This is a genomic window from Nitrospira sp. (genome assembly GCA_030653545.1).
Taxonomy (GTDB): Bacteria; Nitrospirota; Nitrospiria; order Nitrospirales; family Nitrospiraceae; genus Nitrospira_D.
The window spans coordinates 306,298-327,040 of record JAURZE010000026.1 but is presented as its reverse complement, the minus strand read 5'-3'; the positions used below and the strand labels follow the sequence as shown (position 1 = coordinate 327,040).

Annotated in this window: 17 protein-coding genes; 13 read left to right on the top strand and 4 right to left on the bottom strand. The window is 54.9% G+C overall.

What is annotated here, in order from left to right:
* Window positions 1-22 precede the first annotated feature (22 nt).
* From Q7U39_14490 to Q7U39_14430, 13 genes are all read left to right on the top strand, one after another.
* Complete coding sequence (locus tag Q7U39_14490) at window positions 23-421, top strand: SxtJ family membrane protein (protein MDO9119165.1); 399 nt, start codon at window positions 23-25, stop codon at window positions 419-421.
* Between the two features lie 27 nt (window positions 422-448).
* Entirely contained in the window at window positions 449-601 is a 153-nt protein-coding gene (locus tag Q7U39_14485) for a DUF5989 family protein (protein ID MDO9119164.1), read from the top strand.
* A 67-nt stretch (window positions 602-668) separates the two neighbouring features.
* Window positions 669-1,718 carry a polysaccharide deacetylase family protein gene (locus Q7U39_14480; GenBank protein ID MDO9119163.1) on the top strand — a complete coding sequence of 350 codons (1,050 nt, stop codon included), beginning with the start codon at window positions 669-671 and terminating at the stop codon, window positions 1,716-1,718.
* A 42-nt stretch (window positions 1,719-1,760) separates the two neighbouring features.
* Window positions 1,761-2,975, top strand: coding sequence for an ATP-grasp domain-containing protein (locus tag Q7U39_14475; protein ID MDO9119162.1), 1,215 nt, complete (start codon window positions 1,761-1,763; stop codon window positions 2,973-2,975).
* A 2-nt stretch (window positions 2,976-2,977) separates the two neighbouring features.
* Entirely contained in the window at window positions 2,978-3,622 is a 645-nt protein-coding gene (locus Q7U39_14470) for a low molecular weight protein-tyrosine-phosphatase (protein ID MDO9119161.1), read from the top strand.
* A complete protein-coding gene (locus Q7U39_14465; protein ID MDO9119160.1) occupies window positions 3,619-4,755 on the top strand; it encodes a glycosyltransferase family 4 protein in 1,137 nt (378 codons plus the stop codon). The genes Q7U39_14470 and Q7U39_14465 overlap by 4 nt, the downstream gene beginning before the upstream one ends.
* An 85-nt stretch (window positions 4,756-4,840) precedes the next feature.
* Entirely contained in the window at window positions 4,841-6,166 is a 1,326-nt protein-coding gene (locus Q7U39_14460; GenBank protein ID MDO9119159.1) for an O-antigen ligase family protein, read from the top strand.
* Between the two features lie 301 nt (window positions 6,167-6,467).
* Complete coding sequence (locus Q7U39_14455) at window positions 6,468-7,424, top strand: glycosyltransferase (protein ID MDO9119158.1); 957 nt, start codon at window positions 6,468-6,470, stop codon at window positions 7,422-7,424.
* Between the two features lie 265 nt (window positions 7,425-7,689).
* Window positions 7,690-9,750 (top strand): Gfo/Idh/MocA family oxidoreductase, encoded by a 2,061-nt coding sequence (locus Q7U39_14450; GenBank protein ID MDO9119157.1) that lies wholly within the window; start codon window positions 7,690-7,692, stop codon window positions 9,748-9,750.
* Window positions 9,751-9,807: 57 nt separating this feature from the next.
* The gene (locus Q7U39_14445) at window positions 9,808-10,587 is read left to right on the top strand and encodes an FkbM family methyltransferase (protein MDO9119156.1); all 780 of its coding nucleotides are present in this window, start codon (window positions 9,808-9,810) and stop codon (window positions 10,585-10,587) included.
* A gap of 18 nt (window positions 10,588-10,605) precedes the next feature.
* Window positions 10,606-11,838, top strand: coding sequence for a glycosyltransferase family 4 protein (locus Q7U39_14440; GenBank protein MDO9119155.1), 1,233 nt, complete (start codon window positions 10,606-10,608; stop codon window positions 11,836-11,838).
* A 28-nt stretch (window positions 11,839-11,866) separates the two neighbouring features.
* Window positions 11,867-13,783, top strand: a complete 1,917-nt coding sequence (asnB, locus tag Q7U39_14435) for an asparagine synthase (glutamine-hydrolyzing) (GenBank protein MDO9119154.1) — start codon at window positions 11,867-11,869, stop codon at window positions 13,781-13,783.
* Window positions 13,784-13,842: 59 nt separating this feature from the next.
* Window positions 13,843-14,859, top strand: a complete 1,017-nt coding sequence (locus Q7U39_14430) for an acyltransferase (GenBank protein MDO9119153.1) — start codon at window positions 13,843-13,845, stop codon at window positions 14,857-14,859.
* Between the two features lie 135 nt (window positions 14,860-14,994).
* Here the strand turns inward: Q7U39_14430 and Q7U39_14425 are convergent, their stop codons facing one another.
* From Q7U39_14425 to Q7U39_14410, 4 genes are all read right to left on the bottom strand, one after another.
* Complete coding sequence (locus Q7U39_14425; protein MDO9119152.1) at window positions 14,995-15,921, bottom strand: hypothetical protein; 927 nt, start codon at window positions 15,919-15,921, stop codon at window positions 14,995-14,997.
* 120 nt (window positions 15,922-16,041) lie between these two features.
* Complete coding sequence (locus tag Q7U39_14420; GenBank protein MDO9119151.1) at window positions 16,042-16,977, bottom strand: hypothetical protein; 936 nt, start codon at window positions 16,975-16,977, stop codon at window positions 16,042-16,044.
* A gap of 39 nt (window positions 16,978-17,016) precedes the next feature.
* Window positions 17,017-17,694 carry a hypothetical protein gene (locus Q7U39_14415; protein MDO9119150.1) on the bottom strand — a complete coding sequence of 226 codons (678 nt, stop codon included), beginning with the start codon at window positions 17,692-17,694 and terminating at the stop codon, window positions 17,017-17,019.
* 308 nt (window positions 17,695-18,002) lie between these two features.
* Window positions 18,003-20,132: a choice-of-anchor D domain-containing protein gene (locus Q7U39_14410; protein MDO9119149.1), complete on the bottom strand. Its 2,130-nt coding sequence runs from the start codon at window positions 20,130-20,132 to the stop codon at window positions 18,003-18,005.
* Window positions 20,133-20,743: the final 611 nt, after the last annotated feature.

The window sequence follows — 20,743 nt, the reverse complement described above, 5'->3', positions numbered from 1 at the left end:
CCTGTACAGAAAGGGATAACCGATGGAAAATGTTGAGGTAACGAACAAAACGCTCCGCCAGTTCGGTCTCATGGTCGGCGGGGTCTTCCTGGTGATCGGGCTGTGGCCGTTTCTCTGGCGGCAGGAGGCCATACGGGAGTGGGCGGTGGTGCTCGGTGCGCTCTTGTCTGTGGCTGGCCTCGCTGTGCCGGCAATCTTGAAGCACCTGTATCAAGGGTGGATGTGGGTCGGGCATGTGATGGGATGGATCAATACCCGCATTATTTTAGGCGTCCTATTTTACGGGATTGTGACGCCGATGGGTCTGGTGATGAAGCTGGCGGGCCGCGATCCCATGTGTCGAGGATTTGACCCCGATGCGCCGACATACCGGGTGATTCGCACCCCTAGACCGGCGGCTCATATGAAGAACATGTTTTGAACGGATCTATTTCCAGGAGGACGACAGATGGGCGATTTTATTCAAGAGTTGTGGGCGTTCATGAAAGAGCGGAAGAAATTCTGGCTCCTACCGATCATTCTTGTGCTTGTTTTACTCGGCAGTCTGATTGTCTTGACCCAGGGGTCGGCCGTTGCGCCGTTTATCTACACGCTCTTCTAGGCGTGGTTGGTTGCCAGCAATGAGAGTTATGTGCAGGACGATCTGATGGCGCATTTGGGGTGATGGTGTGATCGCACGACTCAAGGCCGCAACCTGGAGGGCATTAGGCGGACTCTATTCTGTTTCCGGGCTTTCACAGTTCCGGCATCAGGGGCGCGTGATCGTGTTGACCTATCACCGGGTTGTGTCTCACGAAGTAGTGGAACGTCAGCACATTCAGCCCGGCATGTACATGTTGGAGGAGTCCTTTGCCGCTCACATCGCCTATCTTCGGGAGCGATTTAGGATTCTCTCCTTGGATGAGCTGCTGGACCTGTGGCGGACAAATCAGTTCAAGCGCGACCGGTCTTACTGCGTCATTACGTTTGATGATGGATGGCGGGATAATTATCAGTTCGCCTTTCCTATCCTGAGAAGGTATGCGGTCCCGGCGACGATCTTTCTTGCGACAGATTTTATCGGAACACCTCGATGGTTTTGGCCGGATCGGATGATGTTGGTTTTGGCGCAGGCCGGATCCCAGAGGAGCGGCCCGACGACCCGTGATGAGGTCTCAGCGGTCTTGGCTGATACGGTCGGAGTCCGTCAGTCCGCTGACGATGGGGGCTTCATGTTCGTAAAGTCAGGTCTGCCGATTGACGCCGGTGGGATCATAGAACTCTGTAAAGACAGAGCGGTCGATGAAATTGAAGCTCTCATAGACCGTCTCGGTCGTGTCCTTGGTATGGACCTTCCTTCGGAGCGGGTCCTGCTTGATTGGACCGAGGTGCGCGAGATGGCCGCTCAGGGTGTGTCATTCGGATCGCATTCCTGCTCGCACAGGATTCTGACGAACATTCCGTTGTCGGAAGTCAGCCGCGAGTTGACCGAGTCACGAAATGCGATGCTTCAACAAGGGGTCACGCCGTCCTCGACATTCTGTTATCCCAATGGAAATTTTAATCCGGATATTCAAAAGCTGGTCAGAGAGAGCGGGTATCGCGCCGCGGTGGGTTGTGAGATAGGGCTGGAGGGTGATCGCCCAGGCGATCCGTACGCGCTGAAAAGGGTCAGCCTGCATGAGGACAGCAGTTCATCAGATCCGCTGCTCGCATTGGCGCTATCCGGTATTCGATAGGCCGATGGCAGAGCAGCATGTTCGTAGAGGACCGAAATCGTAATGGGGTCGAAGCCTTGCGTGCTAGTGACGGATGGTCAGGAGCGTGCCGCCCTCGCTGTCACCCGAAGCTTGGGGCAAGCAGGCATTCAGGTGGTGGTTGGAGCCGAAACGCTGAAGTCCTTAGCTGGAGCTTCGAAGTACTGTCATCAGGCCTGGCAGTATCCGTCGCCGCTGGAAGATCCTTCCCGGTTTGTGTCCAGTGTGATCGATGGGGTCGGCCGGTTGGGCGTGACCGCTATTATGCCGGTGACGGATGCTACGACTCAGGTGCTCGCAGCCAGGCGAGAGCAATTTCCTGCTGCTGTCTTGAATGCCATCCCGCAGTTGGAAAGTTATGAACTGGTATCCGACAAATACCGGTTGATGAAAGTCGCCCAGGAGCTGGGCGTGCCGATTCCCACTACGGTCTATGTCCCGGACGGAGATCTCGCGTCCGTGCTCGACCAGGTGACATCATTCCCTGTTGTGGTGAAGCCGGGACGATCGCTTCTGATGACCGACCATGGATGGGGCAAGACCAGCGTCCATTTTGTGTCATCTGTGGATGAGTTGATTGATCTGTATCGGAGGGTCCCTTATTTGAAAAATCCCTCGCTCATTCAGCAGCGGGTTGAGGGGGAGGGCCAGGGAGTATTCGGGCTGTTCGATCATGGAAGACCCTGCGCACTCTTTGCGCATCGGCGAATCAGAGAAAAGCCGCCGGCCGGAGGAGTGAGCGTGTTGAGAGAGAGCATCGAGCTTCCCAAGCCCATGACCGACTACGCGGTCAAGTTATTGGAACACGTGAAATGGCATGGCGTGGCGATGGTCGAGTTCAAGGTCGATCAAACCTCCAAGATTCCGAGACTGATGGAGATCAACGGGCGGTTCTGGGGGTCCTTGCAGTTGGCGATCGATGCGGGTCTTAACATTCCCTATCTCCTCTATCAGGTTGCGAGCGGGCAGTCTGTGGCGATTCCGGACAACTCCTATCGCATCGGTACCCAGTCCCGATGGTTCCTGGGCGATCTGGACCATCTGCTCATGCGTCTGACCAAAACGAACGCCACGCTTCATCTCGGCCCGCACGCGCCGTCACGGTGGCGTTGCGCGGCGGAATTCGCGAAGCTGTTTCAGCGGAATCTGCATTATGAAGTGGAATCGCTGAGCGATCCTCGCCCGGCATTGGTGGAGTATCGTGCCTGGATGAGCCAGTTAGCGAGAGGAGCTCGATGAATATGGGTGACACGCCAAGTGTGGGAGCGCATTGCTGGACCTTTCTGCGGGCGCTCCGTGCGACGGGGGGATATTTCATCGGCAAGCTGAACTTCGCTCGCCATCGCTATGAGCGGTGGGCGGAAGTCCGATTGCCGGAATCCGTTCAGTCAGTGCTCTTTGTCTGCAAGGGCAATATCTGCCGGAGCCCCTTAGGGGAGGTGTGTTTTCGCGCGCTTGCCATGCAGGCGGGACGATCGCTCACAATCCGTTCGGCCGGACTTGAAACAACTCCCGGGAAGCCGGCCCATCTCAAAGCCCAAGCCACGGCGCTCGAGTCCGGGCTGTCGCTCGAGAAGCATACGACGACCCAAGTGCACGCGGAGTTGCTCGATAAGTCAGATCTGATCATCGTTATGGAGGTAGCTCAAAAAGATCGGATTCATAGTCTGTACCCAAAAACGATCGGGAAGGTGGTGTTGTTGGGACGCTTCGATCCTACCGGTCCTCTTGAAATTGCAGATCCTTATAGCGGGACCAGTGAAGATTTCCGTACTTGTTATCAGCAAGTGAAACGATGTTGCCAGAACTTAGCAGCTCGATTGGATATGAGAACGGGCGATCAGAAGACACGCCAGTTATTTCCAGATACCCAAGTAATTAAATGACTGCCGGTGAACACAAGACGACGGTTCTGCATCTGTCGACCAGCAGTGGGCCCGGTGGTGCTGAGAGAGTGATCAGCAGTCTTGCGGCAGCCCTCAACCAACAAAACTGTCGCGTTATTGTTGGGCTCTTCCGTCCAGGATGGCTCCAGGACGAGTGTGAACGTCTGGGAGTTGAGACAAAACTATTGCCACTTCCAGGCGGTCTTCAGATCGGCTGGTTCCGGGACTGCCTGCGTCTGGTTCGCGAGGAACAGGTAGCAGTAATTCATGCTCATGAGTTCAGTGCCGTTCTGTTTGGATGGATCGTGGCGAGAATTTCAAAGGTGCCGTTTGTGGGAACTGTTCACGGGAAAAATTATTATTGGGAGAAGTTTCGCAGACGCCTGGCTTATCGAATAGTCAGTCGGTATGGTCGGCTTGTCGTCGTGTCAGAGGATCTTAAGCGATTCGTTTCTCAGCGGGTCGGTATTCCGGAGTCGCGACTGCACGTGATCTATAATGGGGTAGAGTCGCCGGCTGTTGAGAGCGATGCCTCTTCGCAGGCCTGCAGAGCGGAGTTGGCTCTTCCGGCAGGTGTTCCTGTGATCGGGACAGTTGGGAGTTTGTATCCGGTCAAAGGACATCGTCATCTGCTTGATGCCCTGCCGGCCATACTTAAGCGACATCCGGGGACCGTTCTCCTCATTGCCGGGCGTGGTGAATTGGAGATGACGCTCAAAGAGCAAGCGACGCGGCTTGGCGTTGATGGGCATGTCCGTTTCCTGGGGATGAGGAATGATGTTCAGCGGCTCTTGTCAGTCATGGACGTCTTTGTGTTGCCGTCATTATCCGAGGGGCTCTCGATGGCGCTGCTAGAAGCCATGGTGTCTGGGAAAGCTGCGGTGGCCACGAAAGTTGGTGGAAACCCCGAGCTGATTGACCACGGTAAGACGGGGTTTTTGGTTCTGCCGGAGAACTCAAGTGATCTTGCGGATCAGCTCATGGCTTTACTAGATAATCCTGAATTGATTAGAGCGTTTGGCCGGGCTGGTGCCGAGCTGGTACATCGCCGTTTCAGTAAGGCCGAGATGATTTCCAGGTATCAGGCTCTATATGCAAGTCTCTTGAAGCCGCTTTTGTCCGGCGCGAATTGAATGCGTAGACGTTTCAATTTGCAAGTTTCCGTGGTGATCAATGCTGCCCGATCTTAAGTCTGTTCGAACCCAGGGACGAACGCCGATGCCTGCTTTACGTTCGAGTGGAGCTTCGGAGAGCAAGGCGGGGTTCTACCTCGTCATGGCGTACCTTCTGTTTGAGTTTGGCCGCCCTCAGGAGTTGATTCCCGGACTCAAGCTTATCCCCATCGCCCTAGGAATTAATCTGTTGCTGTTCCTCAACGTGTTGATGTCGGGGAAACTGGATTTTTCCAGGCTCCAGACAAAGCTGTGGATCGTGCTTTTTGGAGTCATGGCTATCCATGTCCCGATCGCGGTCAATAATTTTCACGCCTTGATGACGTTCAAAGACATGGTGCTCTTATTTTTCACCTATCTTGGCATTACAACTTTCGTGAATTCGACGGAGAGGATGCTGACGGTGATGAAGTTTTGGGTGGGTGTCCACGGCTTCTTGGCCATCATGGGGATTGCAAAAGGAGGAGTCGGTATTGGGGCCTGGATGGGCGACGAGAACGATTTTTGTATGGTCATGAATATGGCGGTGCCGTTTGCCTACTTTCTACTGCTCTCTGCAACCGGGTTCTCGTTGCGGATGAAGTACCTGGCGCTCCTGGGAACGTATATTCTCGCCGCAATGGCAACGGTATCGCGCGGAGGGTTTATCGGGCTGGCATCGGTCGGAGTCTATTGCTGGTATCGTTCTCCCAAGAAACTGAATGCGCTGATTGTGGTTGCCGTCGCCGTAGTGTTTATGGCGGTCCTGGCACCTGAAAAGTATTGGGATGAGATCACTTCATCAACTAGTGAAGAGACGATGAACGAAGGTACCGGGGGCGAAAGGCTCTATACCTGGGGGATTGGCATGGAAATGTTCTTCTATAATCCTATTATTGGCGTCGGGCAGAGCAACTTCCCATGGACCTTTGATAAATATCAGGGAAGCCGAACCTTTCATGAAAAATCTATCGCAGGCCGGCAGGCTCATTCTGCATGGGTTACCTTGATCTCGGAGTTGGGCCTCGCTGGAATAGTCCTTATCGGAGGCATCATCTTACAGAGTTTCAGGGACCTGCGATGGGTCGCACGCAAACTCGCTCTTCCGGTTGCGCGGACGGCAGGTCGCCAACCAGCCCAAGCTCGTGAAGACATTCGTGTCTATCTTGCTCGGGCTATGGAGGGAAGTCTGATCGGATTCATCGTGAGCGGTGTGTTCATTTCCATTTTATGGTATCCGAGCTTATGGATCATGGTGGCATTAGTGGTCGCACTCAGAAATATTTCTGAGATGCAGGGGGCTGCAGCAATGCCTGCTGGAGCTCATCCGCTGCAGCCATGGGGGGCTCGGATCCCGCGCTTTGGTGGAGGGCCTGTTTCCACTCGCTCATAGGTTCTCAGGCGCTTCCATATAGGGAGGCTGATTGCGAGTGAAGGAGAGCGGGACATGGAATATCTCCATGCCCTAGTGATCGCAAGGAGTGCGGCAGGTGTTCCCACCTTCGAGAGAATTCCCCCATACACCTATTTCTATCTGTCATGTTGCCACAGGTGATCTTTGGGCAGGAGCGGAAGTTCAGCTCAAGGTCCTGTTGTCAAAATTGGTGGGCAGGGCCGACATTCAACTGTCGGCGATCGTATTCAACGAAGGTAGATTGGCGACAGAGATTGAGGCGCTAGGCATTAGCGTCAAGGTGTTTCCTGAGAATCGATGGAGTAGCGGCAAGATCTTTTGTGAGCTCGTTCGCGAATTCAAACAGTCACGGGCTAGGATCGTTCATACTCACAAGTACAAAGACATGATTCTGGCAGCGCCGGCTAGTAAGTTGTGCGGGATTCCACATCTTGTACGAACGGTCCATGGCCTCAGCGAACCGTTTAAAGGTTTGCAGGCGTTTAAGATGAATGTTTATGAATTGGTGGAGCGCACAGTATATCGATGCTGTGTCGACGCCATCATCGGCGTCTCATCTCAGATTGAGAGCAGGTATAAGACGGATGAAGCGGCCCCCCTTGTTACGTGCATTCGAAATGGGATCGATCTGGAGCTGAATCCTACTCAGGCTGACCGATGGCTGACACGCCAAGAGTTGGGGGTTGATGTCGAGACCTGCCTGATCGGGACAATCGGACGGCTTACCCCCGTGAAGGGACTTTCCTACCTGCTTCAATCGATTTCCATTCTCCTGCGCCAGCGGGCGAATGTGAGGTTGCTGATCGTGGGGGATGGAGTGATTCGCAAGGATCTTGAGGCGCAGGCGCGCGACTTTGGAATTAGCGAAAACGTTGTCTTTTTAGGACATCGAGAGGATACTCAAGAATTACTGCAGGCCTTAGATATTTTCGTCCTTCCCTCGTTGAGCGAGGGCATTCCCATGGCCTTGCTTGAGGCAATGGCGGCGTCTCGGGCTGTCGTGGCCAGCCGGGTGGGAGGGATCCCTGAAATTGTTGAGGACGGAGTCGAGGGAATTCTCGTTGAGCCGATGGATGTACCCCGACTTGCAGAGAGTTGCGTGAAATTGATCGATTCCCCGGAGATCGCCATGAAAATGGGAGAGCAAGCTCGAAAGAGAGTGGTGCAGGAGTTTTCTGCGACGGCTATGGCGGATCGAGTTGCAGGACTCTATAAAGAATTGGTGCTGTCTCAATGAGAGCAATGAAGAGATACGGCTTGTGTAACTACTCAGGTAGATAGGCGGAAGGCCGAAGGATGTTAGTGGTACATCGTGCGTGATCATACGAAACTTCGGGCATTTGAGTTGGCTGATGAAGTAGCCATATTGGTGTATCGAGTAACCGCAGGGTTTCCGAAAGAAGAGTTGTTTGGACTGACTTCTCAATTACGGCGGGCATCAGTGTCAGTTCCTTCTAATATCGTATCAGCCTTCAGCCTGAACCCCTGAGTAGGTACAGCTTGTGACAAATTCTGACCCAACAGTCTCACGAACGAGTCCTCTTCGCATCGCACTGTTCGGCGCTGGTCGTCATGCTCAGCATCATGCCCGGGCCATCCTGAGATGCGCTGGTGCCAAGCTGGTTGCGGTGGCCGATCCTTCTGATGCGGCCCAGGCGGCGATGCGGAGCATTGTCCCCGGGGTTAAGAGTTATGGCACCCCGGAAGAACTATTGGCCGCTGAACGACCTGATGTGGTGCATATCTGTACCCCGCCGGCCTCCCATGGGCCTTTGGCATTGGCCGCCCTGAGGGCTGGCAGCCATATCTATGTAGAGAAACCATTTACGGAGCGAGTCGAGGATGCGCAACAAATCCTGGATGAAGCCCGGGCAAGAAATCTCCTGATCTGTGCCGGTCACCAATTACTCTATGAGTCCCCGACTGCAGTCCTTGCCGAATACCTGCCTTCTATCGGCCGGGTCGTGCATGTCGAGAGTTACTTTTCCTTCCGTACGGTCCGACATGCCCCCGGTGGGCGCACCGTGCTCCGTGCAGATCATCAATTGCTCGATATCCTGCCCCATCCGGTCTATCTGCTGTTGCGGGTTCTCGAGCAGTCGGGGGAGGGGCGCATCGAGCTGGTCTCGCTCGAAGTGAGCCAAGCCGGGACGGTGCATGCACTCGTCCGGCGCGGTGGCGTGACCGGAACCTTGGTCGTGACACTTGAAGGGCGTCCAGTTGACAGCTATCTGCGGGTGATCGGGAAAAACGGCTCACTCTTCGCCGATTATGTCCGGAGCACCACGCAGCGGGCGATCGGTCCAGGCTCGTCGGGCGTCGACAAGCTCTTGGCTCCCTATCGGCAGGCCTGGCAACTCCTGACCGGAACCACGTCGGCAATGGCGCGCCGGTTTCTCAAGAGCCAGCGCAGCTACCCTGGGCTGGCCGAACTCTTCGGTGCCTTCTACGAGGCTGTGCGGACAAGCACCCCTTCTCCGCTCTCTCCTGAAAGTCTCCTTGAAACCGTTCGCATCTGTGAGCGGGTGGCCGAGGCGCTCAAGGTCGGAGAGGCAAAGGCGTTGGCGTTGGCAGCCCCCAGGCCTGTCGAGAGCCGGGGCGTGCTGGTGACGGGCGGAACCGGGTTCCTCGGGAAGGAGATCGTCCGTGCTTTGCTGGGGCGCGGTCGCCCCGTTCGTGTGGTGGCGCGTCGCGAGCCTTCGCCTTGGGAACGGATTGCCGGCGCTGAATATGTCGTGGCGGATGTGGCAACGGGCGCAGGAGCGCATTTGTTCAAAGGAGTCGATACGGTCATTCATGCAGCAGCAGAGACTGCCGGCGGATGGCCGGAACACCAGCGAAATTCACTCGATGCCACTTCGCACATGGTCAGGGGCGCGGCTGCCGCCGGCGTCGCGCATTTTATCCATGTGAGCAGTCTGGCAGTGTTGGCCCAGGGCCACGGAGGTCCGATCGGGGACCATCATCCACTGGAGCCGAATAGCAAGGGATCCGGGCCCTATGTGTGGGGCAAGCTCGAATCGGAACGGCGTGCCGTTGATTTGGGAGAGGAGCTGGGCTTGTTGGTCAAGGTGATTCGTCCCGGCGCCTTAGTGGATTATCGGGATTTCGATCCTCCGGGCCGTCTCGGAAAGCGGTTAGGAAATTTCTTTGTGGCCGTCGGTTCGCCGCGCGATAGGCTGGGTGTTGTGGATGTGGGGTTTGCCGGCCGGTTCCTGGCCTGGATGACCGATAGGTGGGAGAGCGTACCGAGTCCGTTGAACTTGCTCGACCCCGTCTCTCCGACCAAACGCGAGTTGTTGGATCATCTTCGCAAAGCCAACCCGGATCTCACGGTGATCTGGCTCCCGACCTTTGTGCTGGTGCCGCTCTCGTGGGTGGCGACTGTGTTGCAGAAACTTCTTCGTCCCGGCAAACCTGCGATCAATGTAGCTAAAGTGTTTAGCGCGCAGGCCTATGATACATCGGCCATTGCCATGCTTGCCGTCAACATTGAGGGGCTCGGAATGAAGGATGGGGCCTCTGAATGCAGCATTCAGTCCTCTTCGCCAAATAGTAACTGAGTGCCTTTTTTGATCTTTCACAGCCACCACCCTAACCCTGGTTCTTGAGGTTCTATCATGTCCACTTTAAAGAGGCTTGCCGTAACACTGCTGCCCCAATTCGTATTGGCCTGGGGCAAGAAGCATTACTATGCTTACGTTGTTCCACGGTTTTGGGAAGCTGAGATCGAGCCGATTACCTGTTTTGTTCACGCCGGGGATTCCGTGATCGACTTAGGGGCTAATATTGGATGGTACAGTGCAGTTCTTTCAAGGTTGGTGGGGGAGCGCGGGAAGGTCTATGCAGTAGAGCCAATTCCTGAAACCTTTTCTCTGCTCTCTTCAGTCATAAAGAGGTTGGGGTTGACCAATGTGGAGCTCTTCAATTGCGCAGTCTCGGATAAGGATGGGACTGCGGTAATGGAGCTTCCAAAACATGAATATGGGGGGACGAACTATTATATGGCTCGGATTGTTTCGGGGAAGTCTGCTGAGCCACGGGTTGACAGGGTTGAAGTGCCTCTCAGGTCGGTAGATTCACTGTTTCTAGAACGGTTATCAGAAAGGGTGACTTTCGTAAAGTGCGATGTGGAGGGGCATGAACTGGCTGTGTTGAAAGGGGCCTCACAGTTCTTCGCAAGAGTAAAACCTGCACTGATGATTGAGGTTACTGGAACTGCGGCGATGCAGGATGCTCCCGATAACGAATTCTTTTTGATCATGGCTCGATATGGCTATGTGCCGTACTCGTATGACGGGAAAAAACTTCGGAAACGAGTCAAGGGGCATTGGAGTGTGAACTACTTTTTCTTGCAGGATGCTCATCTGCCGCAAGTTGCTCACCTTCTTTCTGATTGATTTGGCGAGGATGTGGTAATGAAAGTGTTGTGGCTTGGGCACAATATCGGATACCCACCGAAGGGTGGTGCGCTTCAGCGAAACTACAATCTTATTCGCGAGGTGGCGAGCCAGTGTGAGTTGCACCTGTTGGCTTTCGATCAACCGGTGACTCGGCCGGAACACATTACTCCGGAAGATTGCGTCGCTGCGCTCTCTAAATTCTGCGCATCGGTCGATTGGGTTCCCCTCCGTCAGTCGTCCATCTTACGCTCACGATACGGGCTCGCGATTCAGGGGCTGGTGTCACGAGAACCTTATGATTTTCTCTGGCTGAAGTCAGAGGAAATGGCGAGGAAACTAAGGAAGGCGGTCAAGGAGTTTGCCCCAGATGTTGTACATTTCGATGCGTTGGGTTTGGCTCAGTACCATCATTTGGTGGGCCAAGCTGGAACTGTTCTTACTCACCATGACGTTGAGTCAAGTAAAATTGCTGTGCGGGCAAAGAAGGCAGCGAATCCGCTCTTGCGAAGATACTTTGAATTAGAATCCTCGAAACTGGCGTCCGCTGAGCAGATCTGGTGTCCGCGATTTGGCGCCAATGTCGTCGTGTCAGAAGATGAAGGAGCTGTGTTATCGAGGGCTTGCCCAGGCCTTGATATCCGGGTGGTGCCAAATGGGGTGGATACGAGCTACTTTACTCCCCGGCTTGATCCCGGCGGGAACACAATCCTGTTTTGCGGCAGTATGGACATGCATCCGAACCAGGAGGCCATGGAATATTTTCTGCAGAAGATTTGGCCACGACTTATCGCACAGTCGCCCGAGGTAAAGCTCTGTGTAGCTGGAAGAAATCCGCCTGATTGGCTTGTGCAGCTCGGAAGATCAGATTCTCGCATTTGCATCACCGGATTCGTAGATGATGTTAGACCATACTTTCAGAAGGCGGCCGTATGCATCTGTCCGATCCTCAGCGGTGGAGGGACACGGCTTAAGATCCTGGATAGTCTGGCGATGGGAGTGCCTGTTGTAGCAACTTCGTTTGCGGCTTCGGGTCTTTCCTTGAGGCATGACAAGCATTTGCTTTTGGCGGACTCCGAAGTCGAATTTGCCCGAGCCATATTGGAATTGCTTGGTGACCAGGCGTTGAGGGTACGTTTGTCGCGAGCCGGGGCCGATCGTGTTCATGAGGTCTATTCGTGGGCTGTTGTAGCCAAAGCTTTGATTGAGGCCTACGAATTTGCCTCTAGGAATCAAGCGATAGCCGGATAAGACTTCCGAAGGGGAGAATACATCTGATATGTGCGGTATTGTCGGCAGTGTTCATGCAGAGCTCGGACGGATCGATCAGCAATTGGTCCGTCGGATGTGCGCGCTGATCCGGCGGCGCGGTCCTGACGACGACGGTTTCTTCTTCGACGGGCAGGTCGGGTTAGGCATGCGCCGACTCGCGATCATCGACGTGAACAGCGGACGGCAGCCGGTCTTCAATGAAGATCGCACGGTGGCAGTGGTCTTCAACGGAGAGATTTACAACTACCAAGAGCTTCGCGAGGGCCTCTTAAAACGCGGGCATGTCCTGACCAGTCACTCGGATACGGAATGTATCGTCCATTTGTACGAAGATTTCGGTGAAGATTATGTATCGCATTTGCGTGGCATGTTTGGGATTGCTATTTGGGATCTCCGAGAAAAAAAGCTCTTGCTCGCTCGAGATCGTTTCGGGATCAAGCCTCTGTATTATTGGCAGGATGGGCGAGATCTCTATTTCGGGTCTGAGCTGAAGTGCCTGCTTGCAGTCGATCGCTATGAAAGGCAGATGGATCTTCAGTCTGTCTCAGACTTCTTCACTTTCAAGTATGTGCCAGGGCCGCGCACGATCTATCGGGGAATCGCGGAGTTGCCTCCCGGGCATACTGCGGTATGGAGGAACGGAGAGCTTATAACGCGGCGATACTGGCAGCTCAAATTTTCCACAGATCACAACAAATCGGTCGACTATTATCGTGAAGGCCTGCTGCATCATCTGGAAGAAGCGGTGCGTTTGCACCTGGTGAGCGAGGTGCCGCTCGGCTCATTTTTGAGCGGGGGTGTCGATTCCAGTGCCATCGTTGCGTTGATGGCCAAGATCTGTCCGGGAAATGTGAAGACGTTTACCGTGGGGTTTGGAGAGGGGCAGCCAGGAGCCGACGAGCGTCCCTATGCGAGGACGGTTGCTGAGTTGTTCAAGACGGACCATTCAGAGTGCGTCTACGACAATCCGCAGGCACAAGTTGAGTCGATCCTTCCCTTGATGCTTGAGGCGTTTGATGAGCCGTTTGCGGACTCCTCGATGATTCCCAACTACCTTGTGTGTCAGGCGGCCAGACAGTGGGTCACTGTTGCGATGTCCGGGATCGGAGGGGACGAGCTATTTGCCGGGTACGAGCGATATCGTGGTGCCCTTGCGGCGAACTCCTACCAGCGAATGCCCGGCGTGCTCAGGCATAGTCTTCGCGCGCTGATTCACGCGCTCCCACAGTGGGATATGGCGGGGCTCTGGATCGATCGGATGAAGCGATTTGTCGATGGCGCGGCTCTGCCTCTGCCAGAGCGGTACCAGCAGTACCTCTCGGCGTTTACGGAGTCGGATAAGGCAGGTCTTTTCAGTCAGGAGTTCTTGAGTGAGCTGAGAAAAGCCAACGTAGCCACTGCAGAGCTTGCGATGCATAAGGTCGAACAATGCCGGGATCCGCTTGAATGGATCTTGCTGACGGATATGGAGACCTATCTGCCGGACGACGAATTGCGGAAGGCGGATCGCCTCAGCATGTGGCATTCGTTGGAAGTACGAGTGCCTTTTCTCGACCACAAGCTTGTCGAATTCGTCTCGACAATTCCATCGGGACTGAAGTTGAAGGGGTGGGAGAAGAAGCATATTCTCATCAAGTCGTTAGAAGGTGTGCTGCCTCATTCTATTCTCAATCGAAGGAAACAAGGGTTCTCGATCCCACTGGATAAGTGGCTGCGCGGGCCCTTGCGTGACCTCCTTGGGGAGCATCTGTCGCCGTCGTCTCTTAAGGAAATAGGGCTGTTCAATGGTGTGACAGTTCGCCGCATGCTTGAAGAGCACGATCGAGGCGAGAGAAACTTTGAAACGCAGCTATGGGCCATATTAGTTTTCGTACTCTGGTTTAAGACCTACATGAATAGGAGTCCTTCAGCTACTAACGTGTGAAGGAGTTCTATGCCCGATCTTCTGCGACTACGAATCCGACCTGAAAAGGCCTGAGGCCTATGCCGCCCTCTAAAAGCAGAATCCTGTTTTTGGATTCCCTCCGCGCAATAGCTATTGTCATGGTCATAGGGCAGCATGCGTTGGGCTACAGCCAGCTGTCTCCGGAGGTTCAGGCAGCCTTCAAGTACTGGTTTCAAATTGCGGTTCCGGTGTTTTTCCTTGTCGATGGATATCTCTTTTTCCATAAGCTTGAGCGCATAGGAAAGCTGGACTATGCGAAATATATAGGGGAGAGCGCGAGACGTTTAGTTGGGCCATGGGTGTTTTTCAGTGGCCTGTATTTCATCACGCGATTGGTCTATGAATACTTCGGTCACCCCTTGGACTATGTAGTCTTGGGGCGTGATTCTGTAGATCTTCTGGTGGCTGTATGGGTGGGCGCCCCTGCTGTACAGATGTACTTCTTGCTGTCCCTCTTTTTCGTCCGCTCGTTCGCATTTGCCACAAAACATTTGCGGGGCGTTCACCCTATTTTTATATTTGCGGCAGTGTGGATGATGAATGGCCTGTGGGGTTTCATAAATGGCATGACGATAGGAGGATTCCAGCTCAAGGCCAGCTGGGGTGGTGGACAAGATCCACTTTTGCACGCGGTCTGGGGGCTGCAGTATTATCTTCTGGGTTGTGCGCTATACACCTCTAATCCATGGCTATCCAGGCACGCAAAAGTCTTGGCAGCTACTGTCCTGGCCAGCTTGGTAGTTCTCTACTACGGAGAATATAGTTCGCCATCCCTGACTCAGTATTCCTATTTGTGTGGTTCCTATTTGTTGCTTTTTGCAATTGGGGATCGCAGCAGGGCGTTGGGTGGGATTGGATGCTCTACGATGGGCATCTACCTGGTACACCAGCCTGTGGTGTTAAAAGGAATGTCCGTTGCCTCCGCTTTAGTTTTTGATAACACGGGCTTGTGGTGCTACCTGCTCGTGGTTATTGGGACTTTGGTGTGTTCCATCTGGACTACCCGATTGCTAATGAAGGTGCCGCATGCTCACCGTCTGTTCGGCGAACCCTGAACCGTCGCAGCTGCGCTACCAGGTGGGCTGGACCGGTTTTAGTGGGCATCAAATTAGCGCACGGACATCTGTCACCCGAACTGCCAGAAGATTTCTTCTTCCCCAATCTAAGAGGGTTTGAAGGCTTATAGTTGCTCATCTGGCAGTGAATCCACTTGGCGTCGCTGGGGGCGTCGTATCCGATGGTGGAAGGGGCACGCCGCTGAAACCGACCCGCGTTGTGGTGACGGTGAGGTTGTCAATGTACATCGAGCCTAGGCCATCCTGTCGGTAGAGCTTAGTGCGGTACCATCGGGCATCTGACGGCATTCGCCCACCAGGAGTGGTATCAACAAACTCCCGACTCGTGTGGCTGGCCGCAAGAAACGCCGTACTGCCTGGCGGCGTGATGTAGAGTTGATAGGCGCCATCAGCTTGTCCTGGCGTATTCAGTTTGAAACGGGCCTCGTAGCCTACCCACTGGCCGTCCGGCTGCTCGTAGGATTGCACGTTCTGCCACATATTCTCGGTATCATAGGGGATGGCTGTGCCGGTCCCAGGCCCGTTGGGTCCCTTGTGATCCTTAATGCCTTGTGCGGAGAGGGTGAGTTGTCGGCCTCCATAGAAATAGTGAAACACCCAGCCGTTCACTTGTCCGGTCGATAGGGACTTCATGTACTGATAGATGCCCTTTGTTGCCACCCCGCCAACACCGTTGCCTCCTGCCGTCTTGAAGCCTGGTGCCATGTAGGAGTACCAGGTAATCCAAACCTCGCGCTGGGTTTGATCGGTGTAGTCCCATTCTGCACTGCCACCCCCTTGCGGTGGGTTGTCGTATTGCGAGCCGGTGTAGTTGTAGCGAAGCGCCTGTGTTCCACCAGCAACGGGAGAGGGGACCAGATTAAATGGCCCACCGGAATTTGGGAAGCAACAATAGCTTTGGCCAGGCCAACGTGCCGCGATGGAGGCCGCGCTACCCTCAAAGTCTTCTGAGATCAACGTGATGGCATGTGCAGAGGAAATCCCAAGAATCCAAGATGCTGCAACTATTCCTAAGAAACGAATCGCCTTAATTGGGGCCATCGGTTGTTCTCCTTTCAATTGCATGGCAGTAAGCTCTGTTCCACATATAGCTCGCCCGACTGTAACTCGCTGTTGGTTTCCCGCAAGTAAGTTAGGTAGTGATAAGGAGCCCCCTCACACTCATCGGGCTGTCAATCCGTTTGGCATTGCCGGAGGGGGAGTGTCGCCGAATCCTTTGCCTCCGTTGCAACCAATTCGGGTATTGCCGACTGCAAGGTCGTCGGTGTATCGCAATCCAGAGTTGTATTGTGTGTAATGCGTTAGACGATCAAACATTGAATTGGGTCCGTTTCCGTTTACGAGCACTGGCCCTCTCGCCAAGACATCGTAGTACCCCATCGCCAAGATGCCGTTCACGAACATTTCGATAATCCCGTCGTCTTTTCCCGGTGTGTTCAGTTTCACGTGGTACTCGACGCAGTACCACGTGTTGTCCTGAAGCTGCACTGCTGCACGGTTGGGATAGTAGTTGCAGCTATCATAGGGGCCAAATCCGCTGTTTGGGCATCGCCCATAATGATTTTGAAGGCTAAAGCCTTGCGCCCGGTCGCCATAGAAATTGATGAAGAAGCCAGAGATACGGTTTCCCGGTCCTGTGCCCTTAATGTAGTGATATTTCCCTCCTGCCCCAGACGCCACTTGTTCGACAGGGGAGATGGGGGCCTCATTTGCATTGGCATACCGAAACAATGTGCCTGGGGGATTTGCTTCGGTGCGGTACCAGTTCCTGATCCAAAGGTCATCAGTTGGCGGGAAGGTGCGATCGTAGTATGTCCCCATTTGAATTTCAGGATTGGTCGGATGATATTCGGACAGCAGGCTGTTAGAACCTGAGAAGCTGCGCTTGTTGGAAATATGGGCATTACATCCTTGTGGGTAGTTCGCAGGAGGGCCGCAGGCTGAGACATCCCAGGTATCATTCAGGACGCCGTCGTCGAAGTTATCTTCCCAAAAGATGGCTCCCTCGGTAACTGAGGGGAGACAGGTGAAAGACATTGCCATCCCCATGACCGTTGGGAGCCAGATGCGGTGCATCATTTTGGTGGAGGTCTGCATCTAGTCGATTACTCCGTTTCCCATCGTGCCATGCCCTCACTATCGGAAAATCAATCCCTCGGGAGCAGGTGGTGGTACAAGTCTAGGTTGAACCGGAGAGGGAGCCTGGACTTGCGGTGTTTCAGCCGGAGGCGTGGTTGGCTGAACCGGGGGAGGTGTTTGAGTTACTGGAGTGGGGCTACTGCTTTGGGGCGGATTTCCCGTGCATCCGATCCGCTGGTCGCCAAAGGCCAACTTGTCAATGTATAAGTCGCCTTCTCCGTGCTGGACATACAGGCGATTAAATGTCAGGTTTTCGGTGAGGCTATGCCGCCCGCTTGCGACCGCATCTCGCATTTGGACATCGTAGCGAGCGAGTCCCTGTACTCCGTCAATCCATGCTTCCACGATGCCGTTGTGCACGCCGGGACTGCTTAACTTGATATGGGTTTCGATGCAGACCCATCTATTTTGCGGGATCGTCGGACCGTAGACGTTTAAGGTTTCCGTCCCCCCGTTTACGCCCTGCACCTGGACGCTCAGCGAGGCCTTCCCGAAGAGCATGATCCACCAAAAGCTCGGATAACAGCATTCTGAACCCTGCAACATGAGTTTTGTTCCTGCTGCTGCATCCACTACGAAGTTGTCAAGGTAGAGGTAGTAGCGCGACCAGAGATTGTCCGTCTTTGTTCCGAAGTAACGATCGGTGTAAGTCCCGCCTTGAACATGGTTGCCCAAGAAATGCTCTTTCAGAGAGTACGATCCGCTATACACAGGGTTGTTGGAGTACGACATCCCTCCAACCAGGGGGTACCCTGTATTCCCGGGCTCCAACTCATCATCCCAATACACAGCCGCATTGGACCACGAAGGTGCTAGTGCAATGCAGCTTAGGACTAAACAGGCAACGCGCACCGCGGTTGATAATCGGTTTCTACAAACGCTTTCCATGCTCATGTGTCTTTCCTTTTCCTTCGAAGCTTGTCCGAGTACCACCAGAGACATGGAAAGTTCTACCACACCTAACCTGGCTCTCCGAACAGTTGTTAATAGAGGCTCTTACTTGTTTCGCTCGAGTAGGGGCTTTCATTTCCTGCCTCGTCATAAGCTGTGATCACGAAAAAGTACGTGAATCCTTTTGCTAGACCACTGGATACGTATTGAGAGGTCCCTGCCGGTACCGTGGCAATGGGTGCGCCATATCCCCCTGAGGCGGTTGCGCGATACACCTTATATCCTGCGAGATCTGATTCGCTATTGGGAACCCAGGATAGTGTAACCGTTCCGGTCGTCGGTTGGGTAGCGGCCGCTATGGTCAGTGTGACTGGCACCGTCCGCGGGGTGTTCGTGGCACCTGATGCAGCCACGGTGATAACCCCGCTATAGCTTCCTGCCGCCAGGCCCGCGATATTCACGCTCGTGACCACTGAATTCCCCGATTGGGTCGCCGTCAGCCAGTTGGCGTTGTCCGTCACTGTCCAGGTCAGGGATCCTGTGCCGGTGTTGGTGATCGCGATGGTCTGGTTCGAAGGATTGTTCCCGCCGGCGGTGGCATTGAACGTGAGACTCGTGGGGCTCAGGCCGATGGTCGGTTGAGCGGCCGGCGCGGTGATTGTGAAGGTGATCGGAATAGTGACGGCTGCGGCCCCGGTCGCGTAAAGCGTGACCGCGCCGGTATAGGTGCCTGCCGCGAGACTTCCGGTGACCGGACTAATCGTCACGGTGCCGGTTCCGGTCCCGGAGGTTGGAGAGTGCGAGAGCCACGCGGCATTGTTGCTGACGGTCCAGGTCAGCGTGCCGCCCCCGGTGTTTCTGACGGCCAGTGACTGTGGCGTTGGGTTTCCGCTTCCCTGTTGCGCCGTAAAGGTCAGACTTCCAGGAGTGACTCCAATCGCCGGAGGAACCGCCGCTGCTGTGATGGTGAGCGAGACGGTCACCGTTTGCGGTGTGTTGGTGGCTCCGGAAGCGGTGATGGTGATGGGAGTGCTGATGGTGCCGACGGATAAACCGGATGTATTGACCGCGACCGATATCGTTCCGGATCCGGTTCCTGAGGCAGGGCTTAGGCTCAGCCAACTTGCGTTTTCAGTTGCTGTCCAGTTCAGGGTTCCGCTTCCGGAGTTGGAAACGGAGATCGTCTTGTTGGCCGGGTTGCTTCCTCCCTGTACGGCGGAGAAGGATAATGTCGTCGCGCTCAAACCGATGGTGGGAGTAGGAGCAGCAGTGACGTCAAAGCTCACTGTGACCATCTGTGGCGAGTTGGCTGCGCCTGTCCCGACGATAGTGATCAGGCCGCTATGAGTTCCAACCGAGAGACCGGCTGGATTCACCCGTACACCAACCGAGCCGAGGTTGGTACCCGAGGCCGAGGTGGCGTTATTCAATGTCAGCCAGGCGCTATTTGAGGATGCCGTCCAAGTCAGTGTGCCCGGTCCCGTGTTGGTAATGGTGAGAGACTGGGAAGCCGGACTGGATCCGTTCTGAACGGCGGAAAATGAGAGGACGCTCGGATTGCGGGTGAGTGTGGGGGTGACTACTGTCGGGTCAGGATCCTCTTCTTGATAGGCCACGATTTGCGCCGCGCCGGGCAACTCAGACAGAAGCCGCTGCATTCGGCCGGGAAGGCTTGGCCCGCGCGCTCCGGACGGAGCGGCTGCCGCCACTCGTGTCGATGGCTGCGCGCTTCCCATCAGTGTGGATGGGGCTGCCGCCGCAGAAGTGGTGACCGGCGCCGTCTGCATGAGTGCAAGCGGCCCGGCAATCGGTGCAGCGAAGCTGACCGGAGGCAATTGCTTGTCTGCTGCTCCCTCTCTGGTCGAGGTTGTCCCTGGCTCCTGGGACACTGTCTTTGCAGGGACAGTGCTGATGGCGGGTGCCAATGGAGCTTGATTTAATGTTGCTGCGCTCATCGCCCCGGTCTGGCTGCTGCCAAGGGGGGCCGGGCGGCGGACCAGGCGATGTGACTTTCGTGACCCCGCCGATGACGGTTTCGCAGGAGCCGAGAGAGTCTTCGTTGACGAATTCGGAGTCTGTAAGGCGGCATTTTCTTGAGTGATGGTGGCTGCGTGGGTGGCCGTCGGTATCTGAATATCCATTGCCATCACGCCTGCCACAGCGATGCCGAGTAGTAACCGTTGCGATATCTTGGCGCTCAAAGATTTCGTTGGAGCGTACATAGTAAGGGGCCTCCGTGTTGCTTGACCGCCCTGCGCGCCAGCCATCTACCTCACGGTGGATGATCAGCAACCGTGGTGAGCTAGAGCAAGATGGGTGCCCTGTAATAGATGCTTCGAGGATTGTATGGCCATTTGCGGAGGTGGCGTTTTTTCAAGTAGTTAGAAGCTAGTGTTGAGGAGGGTGCCGGACCGGGTGTTGCACCGATGGGGGCGCAAGCGTAGGGGGGGGAGAACATGCTGGTGCTTTTCAGGGGGGAATCTTTGTTTCCCAGATGGCGCTGGGGCCATCGTGTCAGTTCGATGCTTTGCGGTTCTTCGCATGGTTATCCAGGGGACTGGTAGTCGATGATTCCTTGATGGTGAGTGGGCTTCCCTCAGAGAGTGCTGTGAGCTATCTCTCGACTGCCCAATGTGCGGGATCTTCTGGGAATATTTGAGACGCGAACGGTTTGTTGATCCTGCCGATCCGTGCTTCGCTCTCCTGCGGGCACCGCAACGGTTTGTGATTGTGCGGGTGTGTTCATTATGTGGTGTGCCCCGAATGAGAATCGAACATTTGGAAAGAAGCGCATAGTTTCTTGACTGGTTTTAGGGCTTCTGCCATGGTGCTC

Bases quoted from the DNA above. Each gene is read 5' to 3' on its own strand.
- Q7U39_14490 (MDO9119165.1), top strand. From the start codon at position 23: ATGGAAAATGTTGAGGTAACGAACAAAACGCTCCGCCAGTTCGGTCTC.
- Q7U39_14485 (MDO9119164.1), top strand. From the start codon at position 449: ATGGGCGATTTTATTCAAGAGTTGTGGGCGTTCATGAAAGAGCGGAAG.
- Q7U39_14475 (MDO9119162.1), top strand. From the start codon at position 1,761: ATGGGGTCGAAGCCTTGCGTGCTAGTGACGGATGGTCAGGAGCGTGCC.
- Q7U39_14470 (MDO9119161.1), top strand. From the start codon at position 2,978: ATGGGTGACACGCCAAGTGTGGGAGCGCATTGCTGGACCTTTCTGCGG.
- Q7U39_14465 (MDO9119160.1), top strand. From the start codon at position 3,619: ATGACTGCCGGTGAACACAAGACGACGGTTCTGCATCTGTCGACCAGC.
- Q7U39_14460 (MDO9119159.1), top strand. From the start codon at position 4,841: ATGCCTGCTTTACGTTCGAGTGGAGCTTCGGAGAGCAAGGCGGGGTTC.
- Q7U39_14445 (MDO9119156.1), top strand. From the start codon at position 9,808: ATGTCCACTTTAAAGAGGCTTGCCGTAACACTGCTGCCCCAATTCGTA.
- Q7U39_14440 (MDO9119155.1), top strand. From the start codon at position 10,606: ATGAAAGTGTTGTGGCTTGGGCACAATATCGGATACCCACCGAAGGGT.
- asnB (MDO9119154.1), top strand. From the start codon at position 11,867: ATGTGCGGTATTGTCGGCAGTGTTCATGCAGAGCTCGGACGGATCGAT.
- Q7U39_14430 (MDO9119153.1), top strand. From the start codon at position 13,843: ATGCCGCCCTCTAAAAGCAGAATCCTGTTTTTGGATTCCCTCCGCGCA.
- Q7U39_14425 (MDO9119152.1), bottom strand. From the start codon at position 15,921: ATGGCCCCAATTAAGGCGATTCGTTTCTTAGGAATAGTTGCAGCATCT.
- Q7U39_14420 (MDO9119151.1), bottom strand. From the start codon at position 16,977: ATGCAGACCTCCACCAAAATGATGCACCGCATCTGGCTCCCAACGGTC.
- Q7U39_14410 (MDO9119149.1), bottom strand. From the start codon at position 20,132: ATGTACGCTCCAACGAAATCTTTGAGCGCCAAGATATCGCAACGGTTA.